The organism is Chishuiella changwenlii, from assembly GCF_900142565.1.
Classification (GTDB): Bacteria; Bacteroidota; Bacteroidia; order Flavobacteriales; family Weeksellaceae; genus Empedobacter; species Empedobacter changwenlii.
Window position 1 is genome coordinate 171,044 of record NZ_FRBH01000004.1, and the last position, 20,904, is coordinate 191,947.

At 29.6% G+C, this 20,904-nt stretch carries 20 protein-coding genes; 9 read left to right on the plus strand and 11 right to left on the minus strand.

What is annotated here, in order from left to right; genetic code table 11:
* Nucleotides 1-32: 32 nt before the first annotated feature.
* Together BUA86_RS05650 and obgE are read right to left on the minus strand one after the other, a co-directional pair.
* Complete coding sequence (locus BUA86_RS05650) at nt 33-353, minus strand: YbaB/EbfC family nucleoid-associated protein (protein WP_072930664.1); 321 nt, start codon at nt 351-353, stop codon at nt 33-35.
* Nucleotides 354-375: 22 nt separating this feature from the next.
* On the minus strand, nt 376-1,362 hold the full coding sequence (gene obgE / locus BUA86_RS05655; protein ID WP_072930666.1) for a GTPase ObgE: 987 nt from the start codon (nt 1,360-1,362) through the stop codon (nt 376-378).
* 140 nt (nt 1,363-1,502) lie between these two features.
* Between obgE and BUA86_RS05660 the strand changes: the two genes are divergently transcribed.
* From BUA86_RS05660 to BUA86_RS05670, 3 genes are all read left to right on the plus strand, one after another.
* Nucleotides 1,503-1,772, plus strand: coding sequence for a hypothetical protein (locus BUA86_RS05660; RefSeq protein ID WP_072930668.1), 270 nt, complete (start codon nt 1,503-1,505; stop codon nt 1,770-1,772).
* Nucleotides 1,773-1,921: 149 nt separating this feature from the next.
* Nucleotides 1,922-2,953, plus strand: coding sequence for a quinone-dependent dihydroorotate dehydrogenase (locus BUA86_RS05665; protein ID WP_072930670.1), 1,032 nt, complete (start codon nt 1,922-1,924; stop codon nt 2,951-2,953).
* Between the two features lie 111 nt (nt 2,954-3,064).
* On the plus strand, nt 3,065-4,366 hold the full coding sequence (locus BUA86_RS05670; protein WP_229731738.1) for a DUF2268 domain-containing protein: 1,302 nt from the start codon (nt 3,065-3,067) through the stop codon (nt 4,364-4,366).
* Between the two features lie 51 nt (nt 4,367-4,417).
* Here BUA86_RS05670 and BUA86_RS16255 read toward each other — a convergent pair whose 3' ends face one another.
* From BUA86_RS16255 to kdsA, 4 genes are all read right to left on the minus strand, one after another.
* Entirely contained in the window at nt 4,418-4,996 is a 579-nt protein-coding gene (locus BUA86_RS16255) for an adenylate kinase (protein WP_072930674.1), read from the minus strand.
* A gap of 6 nt (nt 4,997-5,002) precedes the next feature.
* Nucleotides 5,003-5,539: a hypoxanthine phosphoribosyltransferase gene (gene hpt, locus BUA86_RS16260; RefSeq protein ID WP_072930676.1), complete on the minus strand. Its 537-nt coding sequence runs from the start codon at nt 5,537-5,539 to the stop codon at nt 5,003-5,005.
* Between the two features lie 60 nt (nt 5,540-5,599).
* The gene (hemN, locus tag BUA86_RS05685; RefSeq protein WP_072930679.1) at nt 5,600-6,961 is read right to left on the minus strand and encodes an oxygen-independent coproporphyrinogen III oxidase; all 1,362 of its coding nucleotides are present in this window, start codon (nt 6,959-6,961) and stop codon (nt 5,600-5,602) included.
* 63 nt (nt 6,962-7,024) lie between these two features.
* Nucleotides 7,025-7,834: a 3-deoxy-8-phosphooctulonate synthase gene (gene kdsA / locus BUA86_RS05690; RefSeq protein ID WP_072930681.1), complete on the minus strand. Its 810-nt coding sequence runs from the start codon at nt 7,832-7,834 to the stop codon at nt 7,025-7,027.
* 76 nt (nt 7,835-7,910) lie between these two features.
* On the opposite strand from kdsA, the gene BUA86_RS05695 reads away from it, so the two are divergent.
* Together BUA86_RS05695 and BUA86_RS05700 are read left to right on the plus strand one after the other, a co-directional pair.
* Nucleotides 7,911-8,144, plus strand: coding sequence for a uroporphyrinogen decarboxylase (locus tag BUA86_RS05695; RefSeq protein WP_072930683.1), 234 nt, complete (start codon nt 7,911-7,913; stop codon nt 8,142-8,144).
* Nucleotides 8,145-8,161: 17 nt separating this feature from the next.
* Nucleotides 8,162-9,280, plus strand: a complete 1,119-nt coding sequence (locus BUA86_RS05700) for a glycosyltransferase (RefSeq protein WP_072930685.1) — start codon at nt 8,162-8,164, stop codon at nt 9,278-9,280.
* 79 nt (nt 9,281-9,359) lie between these two features.
* Here BUA86_RS05700 and BUA86_RS05705 read toward each other — a convergent pair whose 3' ends face one another.
* The 3 genes from BUA86_RS05705 to rpmH all read right to left on the minus strand — a co-directional run bounded on the left by BUA86_RS05705 (nt 9,360) and on the right by rpmH (nt 11,492).
* Complete coding sequence (locus tag BUA86_RS05705) at nt 9,360-10,481, minus strand: hypothetical protein (protein ID WP_143147250.1); 1,122 nt, start codon at nt 10,479-10,481, stop codon at nt 9,360-9,362.
* Nucleotides 10,482-10,557: 76 nt separating this feature from the next.
* Entirely contained in the window at nt 10,558-11,250 is a 693-nt protein-coding gene (locus tag BUA86_RS05710; RefSeq protein ID WP_072930689.1) for a cell division ATP-binding protein FtsE, read from the minus strand.
* 83 nt (nt 11,251-11,333) lie between these two features.
* Entirely contained in the window at nt 11,334-11,492 is a 159-nt protein-coding gene (gene rpmH / locus BUA86_RS05715) for a 50S ribosomal protein L34 (protein WP_072930690.1), read from the minus strand.
* 342 nt (nt 11,493-11,834) lie between these two features.
* Between rpmH and gyrA the strand changes: the two genes are divergently transcribed.
* Together gyrA and BUA86_RS05725 are read left to right on the plus strand one after the other, a co-directional pair.
* Nucleotides 11,835-14,402, plus strand: a complete 2,568-nt coding sequence (gene gyrA / locus BUA86_RS05720; RefSeq protein WP_072930692.1) for a DNA gyrase subunit A — start codon at nt 11,835-11,837, stop codon at nt 14,400-14,402.
* Between the two features lie 2 nt (nt 14,403-14,404).
* Entirely contained in the window at nt 14,405-15,601 is a 1,197-nt protein-coding gene (locus BUA86_RS05725; protein ID WP_072930693.1) for a tetratricopeptide repeat protein, read from the plus strand.
* Nucleotides 15,602-15,692: 91 nt separating this feature from the next.
* Here the strand turns inward: BUA86_RS05725 and surE are convergent, their stop codons facing one another.
* Nucleotides 15,693-16,457 (minus strand): 5'/3'-nucleotidase SurE, encoded by a 765-nt coding sequence (surE, locus tag BUA86_RS05730; RefSeq protein ID WP_072930695.1) that lies wholly within the window; start codon nt 16,455-16,457, stop codon nt 15,693-15,695.
* A gap of 193 nt (nt 16,458-16,650) precedes the next feature.
* Here surE and BUA86_RS05735 point away from each other — a divergent pair, with 193 nt between their 5' ends.
* Both BUA86_RS05735 and BUA86_RS05740 read left to right on the plus strand, forming a co-directional pair.
* Nucleotides 16,651-18,711, plus strand: coding sequence for a carboxy terminal-processing peptidase (locus tag BUA86_RS05735; RefSeq protein WP_083580311.1), 2,061 nt, complete (start codon nt 16,651-16,653; stop codon nt 18,709-18,711).
* The gene (locus BUA86_RS05740; protein ID WP_072930699.1) at nt 18,711-19,823 is read left to right on the plus strand and encodes an ABC transporter permease; all 1,113 of its coding nucleotides are present in this window, start codon (nt 18,711-18,713) and stop codon (nt 19,821-19,823) included. Before BUA86_RS05735 ends, BUA86_RS05740 begins: the two co-directional genes overlap by 1 nt.
* A 90-nt stretch (nt 19,824-19,913) precedes the next feature.
* Here the strand turns inward: BUA86_RS05740 and BUA86_RS16265 are convergent, their stop codons facing one another.
* Complete coding sequence (locus tag BUA86_RS16265; RefSeq protein ID WP_072930701.1) at nt 19,914-20,768, minus strand: hypothetical protein; 855 nt, start codon at nt 20,766-20,768, stop codon at nt 19,914-19,916.
* Between the last annotated feature and the right edge of the window lie 136 nt (nt 20,769-20,904).

Sequence of the window (20,904 nt, forward strand, 5' to 3'; positions counted from 1 at the left end):
TATTTAAAGTTAATGTTATTAAAATTGAATATTTAAAAAGGCATTCCAGGAATGTTAGGTAAATTTTCCTGTGCAGTCTTTTTTGCTTTATCAATCGCTTCAGTTTTTACCTGTTCTAAAGCTTTATTTAAAGTCATCACTAATAAATCTTCTATTTCTTCTTTCTCCATACCATCAGCTAACTGAATATCCTTTACTGTAGCTAATTTAGACATTGTTATTTTTACTTTACCATCATTAGATATTGTTGTAAAAAATTCACTGTCCAATTCAGTTTTTAGGTCTGAGAATTTATCTTTAAATGAATTAATTTTCCCCATCATTCCCATGATGTCTCCAAAATTTCCAAACATTTTATTTATCTTTAGTTATTAATTATTCGTGTAATTTTTTCCAGATTAAATCTTTTAATTCTGTAATTCCTTTTCCAGAAACTGAAGAAATAAAAATTGTCTCAACATCTGTTGGTAATTGTGATTTTATTTCTGCTTCTAATTCATCATCTAACATATCTGATTTAGAAATAGCTAAAATTCTACCTTTATCTAACAATTCTGGATTAAACTTTTGTAATTCATTCAATAAAATTGAATATTCTTTTGCATAATCCTCTGTATCAGCAGGAATTAAGAATAATAAATTCGAGTTACGCTCTATATGACGTAAGAAACGATGTCCAAGTCCTTTTCCTTCTGCAGCTCCTTCTATAATTCCAGGAATATCTGCCATAATAAATGACTGATGATTACGATAATCTACAATCCCTAAATTTGGAGTTAGTGTTGTAAAGGCATAATCAGCAATCTTTGGTTTTGCTGCCGAAACGGCAGAAAGTAATGTAGATTTACCTGCATTAGGAAAACCAACTAAACCAACATCGGCTAAAATTTTAAGCTCTAAAGTAATTTGTCCTTCTTCTCCTTCTATACCTGGTTGAGCATAACGAGGTGTTTGACGAGTTGCAGAACGGAAATGCCAGTTACCTAGACCTCCTTTTCCTCCTTTAGCAATAATTAATTGTTGACCATCTGCTGTAATCTCTCCAATAATTTCTCCTTCTTCGTCTCTCGCGATTGTTCCAATTGGAACTAATAAAATAATATCATCACCATCTGCACCAGTAGAACGAGATTTTCCTCCTCTACCTCCGTGCTGAGCTCTAAAATGTTTTTTAAAACGAAACTCTAATAAAGTCCAAAGATTTACACTTCCGATAAGGATTATATGACCTCCTCTTCCTCCGTCTCCTCCATCTGGACCTCCTTTATCTATATATTTTTCGCGATGCAAACTTGCTGAACCCGCTCCTCCATGTCCGGCTCTACAATTAATCTTTACGTAGTCAACAAAATTTGATTGCATATTTCTTCTTTTTATTTAATAGTCTGCAAAAGTACGATTTCTAAACTTTATAATAAAATCTTATTTAAATTGTTTTGAACGAATACTTTACTTGAATTTAAAAAAAATGATATACTTTTATCTAATAATTAACACAACACATGAAAAAAAACAATAATCTAGAGAAGTTCTCATTAGAAGAATTACTCCTGAAACAAAAGAAGTTAAAAACAATTGTTATCGTTTTTAGTACAATAATGTTTGCAACTTCTATTTTTTTAGTTTACACGGGAATTAAGACCAAGAACTATGCTTTATTAGCTATTGCATTTGGAGGATCTTCTTCTTTATTTATATTATTTAGTCAGCTTTCTTTATTAAATAAAGAAATATTTTCTAGAGAAAATAAAAATTCTGAGAATGAAATTTAATGATGAAATTCAGAAATTATTATCGTTTGGTTATTTCATCTAATTGTAAATTGAATTATTAAAAACAATTAATATTTCTCTTCTTGAAACGATACAAAATATTAAGCTAAAAAATAAATAATCAATTCTGATTTGATTAATTTTGCAGCATGTACAAACACATCAAAAAAATACTATTTCAATTACAACCAGAGGAAGCTCATCATTTTGTGATGAGAAACTTAAAAAATTATACTTCTTTTCCTGGTGTTGGAAAACTATTAGATAAGAATTATCAATTCAATCATCCTAGTTTAGAGAGAGAAGTTTTTGGAATAAAATTTAAAAATCCTATCGGATTAGCCGCTGGTTTCGACAAAAATGCTGAATTCATAGAAGAATTGAACCACTTCGGATTTGGTTTTATAGAAATAGGAACTGTTACTCCAAAACCACAACCTGGTAATGATGCTCCAAGAATGTTTCGTTTAGTAGAAGATGAAGCTGTTATTAACCGAATGGGATTTAATAATAAAGGTGCTGATTTTGCTGTAAAAAAAATTCAAGAATTAAAACATAGAGAACGATATATTATTGGTGGAAACATCGGGAAAAATAAACTTACACCAAATGAAGATGCTGTAGATGATTATATAAAATGTTTTAATGCTTTATTTGATTATGTAGATTACTTTGTAGTTAATGTAAGTTCTCCAAATACTCCTGGATTAAGAGATTTACAAGAGAAAGAACCACTTTTATACATATTAAATTATCTACAACAATACAATCAACAACACGAGAAACCAAAACCTATTCTATTAAAGATTGCACCAGATTTAACGGATTCTCAATTAGATGATATTATCGAAATTGTTTTAGAATCTAAGATAGCTGGAGTTATAGCAACTAACACTACAATCTCTAGAGAGGGATTAAAATCTGATCCAGAAATTATAAAAGAAACTGGTGGTGTTTCTGGAAAACCATTAACAAACCGTTCAACAGAAGTTATTAGATATCTTTCAGAAAAATCTAACAAAGCTTTTCCTATTATTGGAGTTGGAGGTATACATACAACAGAAGATGCGATAGAAAAATTAGAAGCTGGCGCAAGTTTATTACAAGTTTATACAGGGTTTATTTATGAAGGTCCAAGTATTGTAAAAAATATCTGTAAAGGCTTAGTTGAAAAACTATAAAATTCAAAATGTAATAATACATATATAAACGGTTTCGTAAATTTCGGAACCGTTTTATTTTTACAATAATATCTAATTGTATATTGCGTTAATTACTAAATTAACACTTATATGCAGAAAATATTTTATTTATGTGCTTTATTTCTAAGCATGTTTGCTTTTTGTCAATCTAAAAAACTGGTAGTTACTGATGATATTCAGCGATTTTGGAATACCTACGATGTTATTATACAAGAAAAAGATTCTATAAAACAAATTGAGCATATCAAAGAAATGTACATATCGAAAGGAACTCCTGGCTTATCAGCTATTATGCAAGCAAGAAATTATACCGCTGAAAGTTATATTTATGCCATTCGTAATTACCCTAAATTTTGGAATTCTGTTAGAAATAACACATTATCTGCTAATAATTATGCTAAGAAGATTGAAAAAGGATTAAAGAAATTTACTAAAATTTATCCCGAAGCTAAACCTGCAAAAATATATTTTACTATTGGTGCTTTAAGAACTAATGGTACAACAATGCAAGATAAAGTTTTAATTGGTGCTGAAATAGCAATGACGGATACCAAAACTTATACAGAGGAAATTAAAAAAGACTTTCCTTATTTAATTAATTATTTCAATACAAATCCTATAAATGATTTAGAGTTTTTAAATGTTCATGAATATATTCATACACAACAAAAATCAACAATAGGTAATTCCCTTTTAGCACAAACAATGATGGAAGGTGTTGCAGAATTTTTAACTGAGGTAACACTTAAAACTAAATCTCCAAATCCACAAATTGAATTCGGTTTTAAGAATGAAGAAAAGATAAAACAGGAATATTCTAAAGAAATGTTTTCGCCTAATGTTTACAATTGGTTATGGAATAATCCTGACAACCAATTTAAAATGCGAGATTTAGGTTATTTTGTTGGTTATGCTATTTGTAAAAAATATTATGAGCAAGCAGATAATAAAAAACAAGCTATAAAAAATTTAATAGAGCTGGATTATAATAATGAGAATGATTTGATATCACTTGTTGACAAGGCAAATTATTTTGATAAATCTGTTATAAATTATAAGAATGAGTATGAGAATAATAGACCATATGTAACAAAAATTGAACAATTTGAAAACGGTAATCAAAACGTTGATTCTTCAATTAAACAATTAACGATACATTTTTCTCAACCCATGAATAAAAACTTCCGAAGTTTTGAATTAGGTCCATTGGGTGAAAAAAATTTAATAAGAATTACTAAAGTAATTGGTTATTCTGAAGACGGAAAGAGTTTAAGTCTAGAAGTTAGTTTAGAACCAAACAAGCAACTTCAATTAATTATTGATAAAGGTTTTAGAAGCACGACTAATTATCACTTAAAACCTTATTTAATTGATATAAAAACTAATAAATAAACAAAAAGGTTTCTAATTAGAAACCTTTTTGTTTATGATATAATAAGAAAATTATAATACTTCTCTTATTGCTGCGTTCAATTTTTCTGTAATCTCATCAATAGAACCAACTCCATCAATTTCAATCCATTTTCCTTGTTTTTTGTAGTGTTCAGCTACAATTGCAGTTTTTTCGTAATATTCTGTAATACGATCTCTGATAATTTTTTCATCAATATCATCAGCACGTCCAGAAGTTTTACCTCTTTCTAATAAACGTTCAACTAAAATCTCATCATCAACAACTAATGCTAATGTAATAGAAACTTCGTTATCGTATTTTTCTGCCAAGATTTTATCTAATGCTTCCGCTTGAGCTGTTGTGCGTGGATAACCATCAAAAATATATCCGTTTGTATTAGGATTATTATCCAAATGATCGATCAACATATTTGTTGTCACCTCATCTGGAACTAAATGCCCTTTATCCATATAAGATTTTACCAAAGCACCTAATTCAGTTTCGTTTTTTAAATTGTAACGAAATAAATCTCCTGTAGAGATTTGCGGAGTTTGATATTTTTCTTCTAAGAATTTAGCTTGTGTTCCTTTACCACTTCCAGGAGGGCCGAACAATACAATGTTTAGCATTTTGTTTTAATGTTTTATTTGATAAATATCTGGTAAATTTCTTCCAAGTCCATCATAATCTAATCCATAACCAACAACAAATTTATCAGGAATCGAAATTCCTACTAAATCAACTTTTAAGTCTTTGTTATAAGCATCTGGTTTAAATAATAATGTTGCAACTTTTAAAGACTTTACCTTTTTCTCTTTTAAAATTCGGTGCAATTCTACTAAAGTATTACCTGTATCAACAATATCTTCTAAAATAATCACATGACGACCTTCAACACTCATTGGTATGTCCATCTCAATTTGAACACTTCCTGTTGATTCTGTACCTTCGTAAGATTTTAGTTTTAAAAATGAAATTTCACATTCACCTTGATATTGTTTTAAGAAATCGCTGAAAAACATTACAACTCCATTTAGAACACCGACAAAAATTGGTCTTTCATCTTTATATTCTTCATAAACTTCGTTTGCCATATTTTTAATGGCTTGTTCTATTTCTTCAAAAGCGATGTACGGCACGAATTTTTTACCGTTAATTTCTATTTCTTTCATTGTTTGAGATATTCAAATATATACTTTTTTTTGATAATGTCTAATAACTTTATCAATTTCTTAAATCGTCATCGAGAAAATTCGAGTTTCTGGTTGATTGTCTATCATCCTTTTATCGAACGTCATACATACGTTACGAACGTATGGACGCCCCTCTTCCTTAACTATTAAACCGTTTTCTTTAAACTCTATTAAACCATCATCAATCATGTCTTCTAACATTATTTTGATTCGTTCAATATTATTAATTTGCATTTTTTCTCCTTCCCAAGATGTTTCTAAATTACACATCAAGTTTAGAATATGTTTACGCATAATCAAATCTTCTTCGGATAATATATGTCCTTTAAAAACAGATAATTCTCCACTATGAATTGATTTTTCATATTCTTCTACAGTTTTTTCATTTTGAGCAAAACTATACCAAGAATCACTAATAGAAGAAACTCCTAACCCAACCATTAATTGAGTTTTAGATGAAGAGTAACCCATAAAATTACGGTGTAAAGTATGGTTCTTCATAGATTGGTACATAGAATCGTGTTCTAATGCAAAATGATCCATTCCTATTTCGAAATATCCCATTTCCTCGAACATTCTTTTCCCTTCTTCGTATAATTCTCTTTTTTGCTCTGGTGAAGGTAAATCTTCATCTTGAAAACCGCGTTGACCAACTCCTTTTATCCAAGGCACATGTGCATAACTGTAAAATGAAATACGATCTGGGTTTAATGCTTTTGTTAGATTAATTGTTTCCGTCATACCTTCTAATGTTTGATGAGGTAATCCGAAAATTAAATCGTGAGAAACCGAAGTAAAACCTATTTCGCGTGCTTCTTCTGTCGCTTGCTTTACATTTTCGAATGGTTGAACGCGATTAATTGCTTTCTGTACTTTTAGATCATAATCTTGTACACCATAAGAAATACGTCTAAACCCTAAATCATACAACATTTGTAAATGTTCTCTTGTTGTATTATTAGGATGACCTTCTAAGCTAAATTCGTATCCATCTGCAACATCTGCATATTCAAAAATTCCATCCATTAATTTTTTCAAATTTTCTGGTGAGAAGAAAGTTGGCGTACCTCCTCCTAAGTGAATTTCTTTTATTTTTGGTCGAGATGAAAATAAATCTATATACAATTTCCATTCTTTTAGAACAGTATCAATATATGGTACCTCTACAGAATGTTGTTTTGTAATTCTTTTGTTACATGCACAAAAAGTACATAAAGCCTCACAAAATGGTAAATGTATATAAAGTGATATTCCCTCTTCTTCATTACTTTCATCAAATGATTGTTGAAAGGTTTCTATCCATCGTTGTTTAGAAAAGCTATCATTGTCCCAAAATGGTACAGTTGGATAACTTGTATAACGTGGTCCTGGAATATTATATTTCTGAATTAAATTATTCATATCTAAAAAATTAAAAATACTTAATCATTAGATTAAGTATCATTAATAAATTATTATTTTTTTTTATAAAATTGCTTGACGTACTCTAACTAATTTAGTCATCAATCCTTCTAATAAATCTAATTGTAGCATATTTGCCCCGTCGCTTTTTGCATTTTTTGGATCTGGATGAGTTTCAATAAAAATACCATCTGCACCAACAGCAATACCTGCTTTAGCAATTGTTTCAATTAATTCTGGTTTACCTCCAGTAACACCAGATGCTTGATTTGGTTGTTGAAGAGAGTGAGTTGTATCTAAAATAACTGGTGCATAATTTTGCATTACAGGAATTCCTCTATAATCAACTACTAAATCTCCGTAACCTAACATAGTTCCTCTTTCTATGATGGCAACATTTTTATTACCAGAATCAATTACCTTTTCTACTGGAAACTTCATTGCTTCAGGAGAAAGGAATTGTCCTTTTTTTAATGTTACATGTTTACCTGTTTTAGCCGCAGCAACAACTAAATCTGTTTGACGAACTAAAAACGCAGGAATTTGTAAAACATCTACATAAGCAGCTGCAAGTTCGGCATGAAAAGGCTCATGAATATCAGTTGTTGTAGGAACATCAAATGTTTCTCCAACTTTCTGAATAATTTTTAATGCTTTTTCATCTCCAATTCCTGTAAAACTATCAATACGAGAACGATTTGCCTTCTTAAAAGATCCTTTAAATATATAAGGAATCTCTAATTTATTCGTAATTTCCACTACTCTTTCAGCAATTCTTAAAGCCATATCTTCATTTTCAATAGCACATGGACCGGCTATTAAGAAGAAATTTGACGAATCTTTGTGTTTTATTTTTGATAAAGTTTCTATCATTGTGCAAATTTACACAAAGTTATCGACTTATTTTTTATAATTTTGCCAATACTTTATCATTCTTATTTATCATTCTATGGATTTTTTATCAAACATAGGTTTTGCCGATATTTTCGGTTATTTAGCATCGATATTTATTATTTTAGGATTCTTTTTTTCTAAAATTACAGTAATACGTATTATTAATGGAATTGGTTGTATTTGCTTTGTTGTTTATGCTTCTATGATAGAAGCTTGGCCAGTTCTTATACCAAATGCAATTTTATTTTTAGTACAAGCTTATTACCTTGTATTTAAACCTGGAAAGTAATTTAAAAACATTTTAAATTGAAAATTCTATCTGCAGTTCTAAATAATATCGAGACCGATCAACGATTAGATAAAGTTTGTAACTCATTATTAAAATTTGGATATGATGTCGAATTAATTGGTGCAACTTTATATAGTAAACCAGTTTTAAACAAATTATATGCGACACATTTGATTGAAATGAGAAATCAATCAACCATGAAAAAGTATATAGAATTCAACTTTAAATTATTTTTTACTTTATTAAAAAAAGCTGACAAAAAAACTATTTTGCTTGCGAATGATTTAGATAGTTTATTACCTTTTTATTTGATTAGTAAAATAAAAAAGCTACCTCTTGTTTTTGATAGTCACGAAATTTATTCGGAATTACCTTCTTTGCACGATCGTCCAAAAACTAAAAAAGTATGGAAAATCTTAGAAAAATTTCTTCTTCCTAAGATTAAATATTTTTATACTGTTAGCGATGGTTATGCGAATTGGTTTAAAAAAGAATATAATGTTAACCCATCGGTTATTAGAAATGTTCCTAATCGCATAAAATTCAACGAAAATCAAGATTTTATATTCTTTCAATTACCAGAAAATCCAAATAACGAAAAAATTCTTTTATATCAAGGAGCTATTAGTCTTAGTCGTGGAATTGATAAAATGATTGAAGCATTTACTTCTATTAACAATTGTCAATTTTGGATAGCTGGAGATGGTCCTAAAAAACAAGAATATGAACAGTTGGTAAAGGATTTAAATTTAACTGATCGCATTCATTTTTTAGGAAATATCCCGCCAAAAACGTTAAAAACAATTACCCCTTTAGCTGAAGTTGGAATGAGCTTAGAAGAAGATTTAGGTTTAAGCTATCGATATGCATTACCTAATAAATTATTTGATTTTGTACAAGCAAAGGCTCCAGTACTAGCGACAAATTTACCTGAGATAAAACAAACTGTTTTGGATTATAAAATAGGAAAAGTAATTGATAATCATACGCCACAACATCTTGCTATTAAACTACAAGAAATGCTAGCTGAAGGAAAAATCAGTTACCAAGAAAATTTAGCCATAGCTGCTAAAGAGCTTTGTTGGGAAAATGAAGAAATGAAATTAAAAGCTATTTTTGAACAAATTAAAAAGTAGATAAAATTACAATTCACTTTAAAATATAATTTATTAAAAACAATACCTTAAAGTGAATCGTATGCTTATAATCTTTATTTTATAATTTACTAAAAATTTGTTTCAAAATAATTTCTGCATTCAATTTATTATTCAAATAATGCTCAAGAGTATTAATATATTCATTTGAAACTGTAAAAGGTTGATCTTTTAATTTATTAATAGCTTCAATTAACTCAGATTTATTCGAAACTTTTGTACATAGACTACTAATTACCTCGTCATCTATTACATTTTTATTAATTATCGAGAAGCGACTATTAAATAAAGCATTAATTATTTTGAGCTTTGTTCCAGATTCTTGAAAAGACCAAGATACGTTAAGATGCGCATCTCCGAAAAGTTCTTTCAAATGATCAAAATCTTTTAATTTGACAAATTTTATATGATCAAAATTTTGGATTTTAGATTTCACCCATTCTTCTTTAGTCCCTGATGCAATAACAAATGGATAATCAATTTCTTTAAAAACATCTATTAGAAAACTTACAACCTTACGATTATCTGAAGTTCTTAAGTCACCATGATACAGAGCAAATTTCCCTTCTTCACTTAATAATTGAAATTCTTTATTTCCATGAAAAACAGGTATAAACTTTCCTTTATTAAATTTTTCTTTGGTATAATTTTGTTCAAATTTAGAGATTGTAAAAACTTCATCGAACTGATGAATTATTTTTTCGTAATCAATGTATTTTTTCGACTCAATATTATACAATGCTTTTTTTATAATATTTTTTTCACTTCTAGCTAAACCAGAAAAGTAATTTTGCTCTATATTGTGCAATCTCAGATACTTTGGATAGTCATCTAAGCTATATTTATTCAATATAAAAGTAGTTTTTAAGCTTTCGAAAAAAATAGGTGCTTTTAAACTTTTTATTCTCTCATAAAACAGTTTACTATCCCTTGATCTTACAGATAAGGGATATTTTTGAAAAATATAATGTGGTTTTTGATGTATAGGATAAAAGTAGACATTTTTAGCATATTTTTTAAAAATATCAACATCACACTCTTTAAAACCAAACAAATGCAAATGAATTTCAACATCAAAATGACTAAATGCTTTTAACTTATAAAAAACATCTATAATACCTCCATAATTAGGAGGATAAGGAACATCCATACTAACAAAATGGAGGTCTTTACCTTGATACATATTATTTGATTATATTGTAATGAAGGATAATTTAAGATAATTTATTAAAAAATTACACTTAAGATAGGTCATATTTTTATTCAGTAATTGCTTCTGTTACTTCGAACAATCTACCTTCCTCGCATCTAACTTTACGAGCAGGATAACGACGAATAATATCATAATCATGCGTTGCCATTACAACTGCACAATTATTTTGTTTTGAGACAGACAACAATAAATCCATAATATCATTAGAAGTTTCTGGATCTAAATTTCCTGTTGGCTCATCTGCTAAAATTAATTCAGGATGATTTAATAGGGCTCTAGCAATAGAAACACGTTGTTGTTCTCCACCAGAAAGTCTAAAAGGCATCATTTTCTTTTTAGATAACATTCCTACAGAATCTAAAACTTCATCAATACGTTTTTCTATTGATGCTTTATCTTTCCAACCTGTTGCTTTTAAAACAAAAGTTAGATTTTGTTCAACTGTACGATCAGTTAATAATTGAAAATCTTGAAAAACAATCCCTAAATGTCTTCTCAAATCAGGAATTTTGCTTGTTTTTAGAGATTTTAAATCCATTCCAACAACAGCACCTTGACCAGATTGTAATGGTAAATCTCCATAAAGTACTTTTAATAAACTACTTTTTCCACTTCCCGTTTTCCCAATAAGATAAACAAATTCACCTTGTCCCAATGAAAAATTAACATTCGATAATACTAAATGATTTCTTTGATATATAGATGACTGAGTTAACTCAATTACATTTTTAGCTTCCATACTTTTTTACAGTCTTTAGAACAAATGTAAAAAAAAAGCTTGAAAGAAAGACCTTCAAGCTTATTTTTTATGAATTGTAGCGATTATCTCTTAGCTCTTACGGCACTAACAGTTAATGCTTTTCTTCCTTTCTTTCTACGAGACGCTAATACTTTACGTCCGTTTTTTGAAGCCATACGCTCACGGAATCCGTGTTTGTTTCTTTTCTTTCTGTTACTTGGTTGAAATGTTCTTTTACTCATCTTTACAAAGTTTTATCCATTACTCGAATGGGGTTGCAAATATACAGTTAATATTATTAATTCAAAAATCAAATTTAGAAAATTACAAAAAAAATGAATTAATAGTAAACCGTGTCCGTTCTACAATTTGTAATTTTCGAAGTGCAAATATAAAAACTTTTTTCTGTTAAACAAGATAAATTAAAACAATAAGTTCCTAAACTTATCAACACTTTTAAATATAGGTTAATTAAAGGCAAAAATAATACTTAAAAGTTTCATAAAACATCAAATATCTTGTATTTATCACTCTTTTTTTAGCTTAAAATTTGTATATTAGCCACCTTATTATATCAAAACAATATGACTGAAGGAGAAAGACTAATCCCAATAAATATTGAGGATGAAATGAAATCCGCTTACATCGATTATTCGATGTCGGTAATCGTATCTCGTGCGCTTCCGGATGTACGTGATGGTTTAAAACCTGTACACCGTAGAGTTTTATTCGGAATGTATGAATTAGGTGTTTTTTCTAATCGAACTTATAAAAAATCTGCACGTATTGTAGGAGAAGTTTTAGGTAAATTCCACCCTCACGGTGACAGTTCAGTTTACGATACAATGGTACGTATGGCGCAACCTTGGTCATTACGTTACTTACTAGTGGACGGACAAGGTAACTACGGATCTGTAGATGGTGATCCACCAGCTGCAATGCGTTATACTGAAGCTAAGCTTCAAAAAATATCAGATGAGCTATTAGCTGATTTAGATAAAGAAACTGTCGATTTTCAATTAAATTTTGACGATACAATTCAGGAACCAACTGTATTACCTACTCGTGTACCTAACTTATTAGTTAATGGAGCTTCTGGTATCGCTGTTGGTATGGCTACTAATATGGCGCCACATAACTTAACAGAAGTTATTGACGGTACAATTGCTTACATCGACAATCGTGATATTATGATTGACGAATTAATGCAATATATTAAAGCACCAGATTTCCCAACTGGAGGAACAATCTATGGTTACGACGGTGTAAAACAAGCATTCGAAACTGGACGTGGACGTGTAGTTTTACGTGCTAAAACAAATTTCGAAGAAGTACACGGACGCGACTGTATTATTGCAACAGAAATTCCTTACCAAGTAAATAAAGCAGACATGATTGCTAAAACTGCTGAATTGGTAAAAGATGGTAAATTAGATGGTATTTCTGAAATTCGTGATGAATCTGACCGTAAAGGAATGCGTATTGTTTATGTTCTTAAAATGGACGCTGTTCCTAATGTAGTATTAAACAAGTTATTTAAATATACTCAATTACAATCATCTTTTAGTGTAAATAACATTGCTTTGGTTAAAGGAAGACCAGAACAGTTAAACCTAAAAGATATGATTTATCATTTCGTAGAACACCGTCACGAAGTAATTGTTCGTCGTACGGAATACGAATTGAGAAAAGCACAAGAAAGAGCACATATCTTAGAAGGTTACATGAAAGTAATCGGAACACAAGATGACTTGGATCGTGCAATAAGAATTATTCGTGAGTCTGCAACACCAGATGAAGCTCGTTCTGGATTAATGGAAGCTTTTGGCTTATCAGAAATTCAAGCACGTGCAATTCTAGATTTACGTTTACGTACTTTAACTGGTCTTGAAATAGATAAGATCCGTGAAGAATACGAAGAAATCATGAAAATGATTAATCATTTAAATGAGATTTTAGCAAACGAAGATTTGCGTATGCAAATTATCAAAGATGAGTTGTTAGAAGTTCGTAAAAAATATGGTGACGAACGCCGTACAGATATTAATTATGCTGGTGGTGATTTAAATATTGAAGATTTAATTCCTGATGAAAATGTTGTGTTAACAATTTCTCACATGGGATATATTAAACGTACACCACTTTCTGAATACCGTAAACAATCTAGAGGAGGTGTAGGTAATAAAGCTGCCACAACACGTGACGAAGATTTCTTAGAATATATCGTTTCTGCATCTAATCACCAATATATGTTATTCTTTACAGAGAAAGGAAAATGTTATTGGATGAGAGTGTACGAAATACCAGAAGGTTCTAAAACTTCTAAAGGTCGTGCAATACAAAACTTAATTAATATTGAGCCAGACGATAAAGTAAAAGCTTATATCCGTACACACGATTTAATGGACGAAGAATACGTAAATAACCATTACGTAATTATGGTTACTAAAAATGGTATCATTAAGAAAACATCTTTAGAAGCATATTCAAGACCTCGTTCAAACGGTATTAATGCGATTACTGTTCGTGAAGGTGATACTTTATTAGAAGCGTTATTAACGGATGGTAAATCACAAATTATGATTGCTTCTCGTTATGGTAAAGCAATTCGTTTCGAAGATGAAAAAGTTCGCCCAATGGGACGTACTGCTTCTGGAGTTCGTGGTATTAATTTAGGTGATGCAGAAGATAACGAAGTAATCGGAATGATTGTTGTTTCTGATGTTGAACAAGAAACAGTTTTAGTGGTTTCTGAACAAGGATACGGAAAACGTTCTTCTATTGAAGATTATCGCGAAACTAACCGTGGTGGTAAAGGTGTAACAACATTAAATATTACAGATAAAACTGGTAAATTAATCGCAATACAAGCTGTAACAGATGAAGATGATTTAATGATTATCAATAAATCTGGTGTTGCAATTAGAACTGGTCTTGATGAAATTCGTGTAATGGGACGTGCAACACAAGGTGTAAGATTAATCAACTTGAAAAAGAATGATGAAATTGCTGCCGTTGCAAAAATCGCTGTCGAAGAAGAATTAGAGGACGAAGTAGAACTTGATGAAGAAGGGAATCCAATTATAATCGAAAACGAAAACAAAGAAACTCAAGCTGAAGAAAACATAGCTGAGGATCCAAATAATGAATAATCATGAAAAAATTATTATTTAGTTTAGGTTTAGTTTTAGCAATGACAACTTCATTCGCTCAAACAAATACAGAAGAATTAACAACAGAACCATCTGCTTTAGCTGAAAAATATAACAAATCAGCAAAAGAAAATTTAGCAAAAGGTGATGTAACAAAAGCTAGTCAAGATTTAGCTAAATTAGCTAAATACGAAAACGGAAAAGTTTGGCAAGTAAAAAATAAAGATTCTAAAAAAGATGAGTTTTACTACTCTCAAGCAGATGTAGATAAAGCTGTTGCTGGAGGTAATTATGCAAAACCAAAACAAGTTGATTTACAACCAAAATACGGTTTTCTTTTACAATCAGAAGTTTCTAACTTGGCAAACAAAGAATTAGAAGGTGCTAATAAAGCTATGGAAGCTAAAAAATTCCAAGAAGCTGGTGCAAAATTCTTAAATGTTTATAGCTTAGTTGAGGCTTTAGGTACAAAAGAAGAAATCTATAAATATCAGGCTGCTATTTGTTTTTACAATGCAAATGATTTCGATAAATCATTAACAATCTTAAAAGAATTAGCTGCAAAAGATTTTACAGGAGTTTCTGCAAATCAAACAAAAAACTATAACAGAGATTTATATGTTTTAGCTTTAAATGGTTTATATACTGCTAAAAAATATGATCCTATTGTAGAAGAAGCGACTGCTAAATATCCAAATGATGCAGATATTAACTCTATTGCTACAGGAATTTACCAAGTTTCTGGAAATGGAGATAAAATGCGTCAACGTATTGAAGAAGCGATCAAAATCAACCCTAACGATGGTCAAAACTATTATAACTTAGGTGTTTTATATTTAGATGATGCTTCAAAAGCTGAGGAAGCTAAAAAGATGTTTAAAAAAGCGATTGAATTAAATCCAAAACATTTAGAAGCTTACAATAACTTAGTTTTAGCTATCTTAAGACCAGACAAAGATATTGTTGAAGTAATGAACAATAACTTAGGAAGCTCTAAAAAAGAAAAAGAAATTTACAATGCTAACGAAGCAAAACGTAAAGCTATTTTCTCTGAAGCAATTCCTTATCTTGAGAAAATGTACGAAATAGAACCAACTAATCGTGTTGTAATTCGTAACTTAATTCAAGCAAATAAAACTTTAGGAGACGATAAAAAAGAAACTTTCTATCGTGAAGCTGAGAAAAAATCAGTAAAATAAAGTTATTATCACATAAATTAAAAAGCTGCTTTCATAAAATGAAAGCAGCTTTTTTTTATTTTACTTTAATTTCTCTAATTAAATAAAAATTCTAGAAATTCCAATTTCTTAAATCTGGTAAAAAATGATGTGCTGTTAAATCATAACGAACTGGAACAATAGAAATATATCCATCTGCAAGTGCTTTTTCGTCTGTATCTTCACCTTTATCAAGATTTTTAAACTCTCCGCTCATCCAATAATAAACTCTTCCACGAGGATCTTCTCGCTTATCAAATTTTTCTTCCCATTTAGCATCAGCTTGTCTACATACTTTTATTCCTTTAATATCAAATTCTTTTAGCTTAGGAATATTTACATTAAGCACAATCCCTTTTGGTAATTTATGCTCTAAAACTTGCGCAATAATTGTTTTTATAAATTTTTCTGATGCATTAAAATCTGCATTGTAAGAAAAATCTGCTAAAGAAAATCCAATTGCAGAAATACCTTCTATACCTGCCTCTACAGCTGCAGACATTGTTCCCGAATAAATAACATTTACAGAAGAATTAGAACCGTGATTAATTCCAGAAATACATAAATCTGGTTTACGAGGTAGTATCTGAGAAACAGCTAATTTTACGCAATCTACTGGTGTTCCAGAACACGCATATTCTTTTATTCCTTCGTCAACTTCTATTTCATCGCAAAAAAGAGTAGAATTTAATGTTACAGCATGTCCCATTCCACTTTGCGGACTATCTGGTGCAACAACATAAACTTCTCCAAATTCTTTTGCAATATCAATTAAAGCTCTGATTCCTGGTGCAGTTATACCATCATCATTTGTGACTAATATTAGCGGTTTTTCCATATTTTATGATTACTTTTATTTATGTTTTTTACAAATGTAAAAAACTTCCTTCTAATTTCTTTTTTGTTTTATATTTGAAGGACGCTTAAAATTATTAATTCAATAACAACAACGTAATATGTTAATTAAAAAAACGTATGTTTTATTATCGTTTTTATCAATGAGTTTACTTGCTTTTTGCTTTTGTAAACCTATGTTAGATAACGGTGATGACAAAGAAAAATTAATTGTAAAAAATACAAGAAATACATTAACTTATCTTCACTACAAACCTGCAACGATAGATGATAAATTTTCTGAAAATGTATTCAATAAATATTTAGAATTTATTGATCCAAGTAAACGTTTTTTATTACAATCTGATTATGACTTATTCAAAAAAGATTACCATAATCTAGATGATTACTATAAAACAGAAAATTTAAGCTTTTACAATTCTACTGTAGATACAATTTACAAACGTATTGAAGAAGCTGAGAAATATTCTATGGAAGTTTTGTCAAAACCTATTGATTTCAATAAAAAAGAAAACTTTAGCATTGATTATAAAACATCTAAATATGCAAAAGATAAAACTGAAGCAAAAGATTTATGGAGAAAATACCTTAAATACAATGTAATGTTAGAAATTATTTCTTTACAAGATGAATTAAAAGGTGATAAAAAAGATTCTTTAGCGAAAAAAGCTCCAAAGGATCCTTTAGCTGATGTAAAGAAAAAGATACAAAAAGACACTCCATTCCCTGAGGTTGAAAAAATAGCTCGTGAAGAAACGAAAGATTTAATCTCTGATTATTTCAGAAGAATTAAACAAACTAAAAGAGAAAATTATTTCTCTATTTACATGAATGCTATTACAGAGCAGTATGATCCACACACTACTTATTTTTCTCCTACAAGTAAAGAAGATTTCGAATTCGAAATGTCTGGACAATTAGAAGGAATTGGAGCAAAATTACAAGACAAGAAAGGATATGCTACAATTGCAGAATTAGTAATTGGTGGACCTGCTTGGAAAGATGGTAAATTAGAAGTTGGAGATCAAATTATAAAAGTTGCTCAAGGTAAAAAAGGAGAAGCTAAAAATATTGTTGGAATGCTTTTAAGCGATGCCATTCGTTTAATTCGTGGTAAAAAAGGAACTGAGGTTGTTTTAACAGTAAAGAAAAAAGATGGTTCTCAACAAACAATTTCATTAATTCGTGATGTTATTGAGTACGATGAAGTATTTGCTCGCTCATCTGTAATTACAGACGAAAAAGGTGATAAATATGGAATGATTTATTTACCAGAATTTTATACGCCACTTGGAAAAGATAATGGTCGTTACCCATCTGAAGATATCAAAAAAGAGATTGAAATCTTGAAGAAAGAAAATATCAAAGGGCTTATTTTTGATGTGCGTAACAATGGTGGAGGGTCATTAGAAGAAGTAATTAAAATTTCTGGATTATTCATCAACCAAGGTCCTGTTGTACAAGTAAGACGTAGCGACGGAATGTTAAAAATACATGAAGATAAAGACCCTGCTATTTCTTATGATGGTCCTTTAGTGGTTATGGTAAACGAACTTTCTGCATCTGCATCTGAGATTTTTGCTGCTGCAATGCAAGATTATGGAAGAGCAGTTATTGTTGGTTCTCCACAAACATTTGGAAAAGGAACTGTACAAACTATTTTACCATTAGATCGTCAATCTGGAAGCGATGAATACGGAGCTGTTAAATTAACAATTCAAAAATTCTATCGTGTAAATGGAGGTTCTACTCAATTAAAAGGAGTTCAGTCTGACATTTCTATGGTTGATCAATATACGTACGAAGATATTAACGAAGGTGCTAGACCAGAAGCTTTAAACTGGGATCAAATTAAACCATTAGTAATTGCAAAATGGCCAAAATCATTTGATTTAGAAAAAATTAAAGCAAACAGTAAAGCGCGTTTAGCAAATAATGCTCATTTAAACTTAATGAATGACAGTTACAAATTCATCAAATCATTAGAAGATGTAAAAGAAATTCCATTAAATTTAGAAGATTATAAAGTTTATCGTAAAACACGTGAAGATAAAATCAAAAAATTTGAAGCTTTAGATAAATACAAGAATAGCTTTAAAATCTCGATGAATCAAAACGATTTAGTTACAACAAAAACTGATACAGTTTTAAAAGCTAAACGTAACAACTGGTTCAAAGGATTACAAAAAGATTTTTATTTAAACGAAGCGGTTAACGTTTTAAGAGATATAAAATAATGAAACAAGAAAACGGTTCATTTTCACAAATCGTATTCAATAAATTAAGAAAGAACACACTTGGTGTTCTTTCTTTTTGCGTTATAATAATAGCAGCAATTATTTCTATTTTTTCTTATTTATTTGCATCAGATAAAACAGAAAATGCAAATAGACAAGATGTAACAATTGCTTTTGCTCCTATTGGATATCAACAAAAAACAATAGAAATTCCATTACCAAATTATACTGGTAAAACTGGTTTTGCTGATTATCTTTTTGGTAAAGAAATCGATTCTGAACAAATTAGTATTACTGCTGCAAAAATTAATCAGGATTTTGTAGAATACACGCCTTATTTAGGAAATGGATTAAGTGGAGAGCCTGTAAAAATAGCTACTTCAACTTGGACAAAACATAATATTCCTTTTTCTGAAATTGAAAAAGAATTTGTTTATACCAAAACATATCTTCTTGGTACAGATTCTTATGGTCGTGATTTTTATTCACGTTTAATTATCGGAACAAGAATATCATTTCTAATTGGTTTTATAGCTGTATTTATTTCTTTACTTGTAGGTGTAACTTTAGGTGCAATTGCTGGATACTATAAAGGTAAAGTAGATGATTTTATTATGTGGTTAATTAATGTTGTGTGGTCTATTCCTACATTATTATTAGTTATTGCAATAACATTAGCCATTGGAAAAGGGTTTTGGCAAATTTTTATTGCTGTTGGATTAACTATGTGGGTTGAAGTTGCTCGTGTTGTTCGTGGTCAATTTCTTTCTTATAGAGAAAAAGAATTTGTTGAAGCTGCAAAAGCATTAGGTTTTTCCGATATGAGAATTATATTCAATCAAATATTACCAAATGTTGTAGCGCCAATTATTGTTATTTCTGCTGCTAATTTTGCTTCTGCGATTTTAGTAGAAAGCGGTTTAAGTTTCCTTGGAATTGGAGCTCAACCTCCTACTCCATCTTGGGGAAATATCATTAAAGAACATTATAGTCATATTATTTTAGGGAAACAGCATTTAGCTATTTTTCCTGGTTTAGCAATTATGTTATTAGTACTCGGATTTAATATTTTCGGAAACGTTCTACGAGATATTATGGATATTAAGAGTTAAGAATATTACTAATTAAAGTATAAAAAAGAATCCCATTATCTATAGATAATGGGATTCTTTTTTATATTACTTTACCTCTTTAATCTAAGATTAATTCTTTTTTAATTCTTTAATCTCTTTATTTAATTCAATGATATAAAGCGTTAACTCTTCTATTTTTTGAAGTAATAGTTTTTGATTTTCACCAAGCGACAAACCATTTTCAACAACTTCTTTCTCAGAAGGAACACTTGGAAGATGTCCTTTTTCTTGAATATGTTGTTCAACTTCTTCTAATGTAGGTAAATTATATTCTTTTTTAAAAACATAATCAGCCCAACCTTCCATATCTACTTTTACTTCTTTGGAGTGAATTACTCCATTAACATCTAATTTATTTTGAGGATTAGAAACTCCAATTCCTATATTTCCTTTATAGTCAATTCTCATTTGTTCACCTGAAGCTCCATTAAAAGTTAATGCACTTTCAGAATTACCTGCTGTATACATTGTTACAGTATTATAATCTCTTTTAAATCCATGATTAGGATTTCCAAAATATAAAGCTCCACCTTGTAAATTATCATTACCTACTAAAATGTTACCATTAAGTACTTGAAACTTTTCTGTAGGATTAGAAATTCCTATTCCTACATTTCCTTGAGGATTTTCTAAAACAACTTTATTCCAAGCTTGATTAGCGACATTATTCGTTTTTCTAAACCAAAGATTTTGATCAAAAAAACTTCCTGAAAATTGCATAGCATAATTATTATCACTACTACTATGTCTAACATCTAATAAATGCCACCAAGAAGATGCTCCAGAAGGATAATTTGAATTAGGATATAAAGTTTCATAAAAACCGCTGTTACCTCCACTAGCTCCAGCATCATCTTTTGTTTGTGTATTTTGAGCAAATGAAAAGCTTGTTAATAAGCTTAATAGTAAGTAGATTTTTTTCATCGTTAATTATTTTTTTGCAAGTTTACAATCTTTTTGAATACATAAATCACTTAACTATCAAACAAATTGAATAATAATTTATAATTAACGATTTTTTAAATTTTGAAATAATTTAATTATGAGGAATAAAAAAATC

Coding starts and splice junctions, on each gene's coding strand:
- BUA86_RS05670 (WP_229731738.1), top strand. CDS start 3,065: ATGCAGAAAATATTTTATTTATGTGCTTTATTTCTAAGCATGTTTGCT.
- BUA86_RS05695 (WP_072930683.1), top strand. CDS start 7,911: ATGGATTTTTTATCAAACATAGGTTTTGCCGATATTTTCGGTTATTTA.
- BUA86_RS05725 (WP_072930693.1), top strand. CDS start 14,405: ATGAAAAAATTATTATTTAGTTTAGGTTTAGTTTTAGCAATGACAACT.
- BUA86_RS16265 (WP_072930701.1), bottom strand. CDS start 20,768: ATGAAAAAAATCTACTTACTATTAAGCTTATTAACAAGCTTTTCATTT.
- BUA86_RS05735 (WP_083580311.1), top strand. CDS start 16,651: ATGTTAGATAACGGTGATGACAAAGAAAAATTAATTGTAAAAAATACA.
- hemN (WP_072930679.1), bottom strand. CDS start 6,961: ATGAATAATTTAATTCAGAAATATAATATTCCAGGACCACGTTATACA.
- gyrA (WP_072930692.1), top strand. CDS start 11,835: ATGACTGAAGGAGAAAGACTAATCCCAATAAATATTGAGGATGAAATG.
- hpt (WP_072930676.1), bottom strand. CDS start 5,539: ATGAAAGAAATAGAAATTAACGGTAAAAAATTCGTGCCGTACATCGCT.
- surE (WP_072930695.1), bottom strand. CDS start 16,457: ATGGAAAAACCGCTAATATTAGTCACAAATGATGATGGTATAACTGCA.
- BUA86_RS05660 (WP_072930668.1), top strand. CDS start 1,503: ATGAAAAAAAACAATAATCTAGAGAAGTTCTCATTAGAAGAATTACTC.
- rpmH (WP_072930690.1), bottom strand. CDS start 11,492: ATGAGTAAAAGAACATTTCAACCAAGTAACAGAAAGAAAAGAAACAAA.
- BUA86_RS05710 (WP_072930689.1), bottom strand. CDS start 11,250: ATGGAAGCTAAAAATGTAATTGAGTTAACTCAGTCATCTATATATCAA.
- BUA86_RS05665 (WP_072930670.1), top strand. CDS start 1,922: ATGTACAAACACATCAAAAAAATACTATTTCAATTACAACCAGAGGAA.
- BUA86_RS05740 (WP_072930699.1), top strand. CDS start 18,711: ATGAAACAAGAAAACGGTTCATTTTCACAAATCGTATTCAATAAATTA.
- kdsA (WP_072930681.1), bottom strand. CDS start 7,834: ATGATAGAAACTTTATCAAAAATAAAACACAAAGATTCGTCAAATTTC.
- BUA86_RS16255 (WP_072930674.1), bottom strand. CDS start 4,996: ATGCTAAACATTGTATTGTTCGGCCCTCCTGGAAGTGGTAAAGGAACA.
- obgE (WP_072930666.1), bottom strand. CDS start 1,362: ATGCAATCAAATTTTGTTGACTACGTAAAGATTAATTGTAGAGCCGGA.
- BUA86_RS05705 (WP_143147250.1), bottom strand. CDS start 10,481: ATGTATCAAGGTAAAGACCTCCATTTTGTTAGTATGGATGTTCCTTAT.
- BUA86_RS05650 (WP_072930664.1), bottom strand. CDS start 353: ATGTTTGGAAATTTTGGAGACATCATGGGAATGATGGGGAAAATTAAT.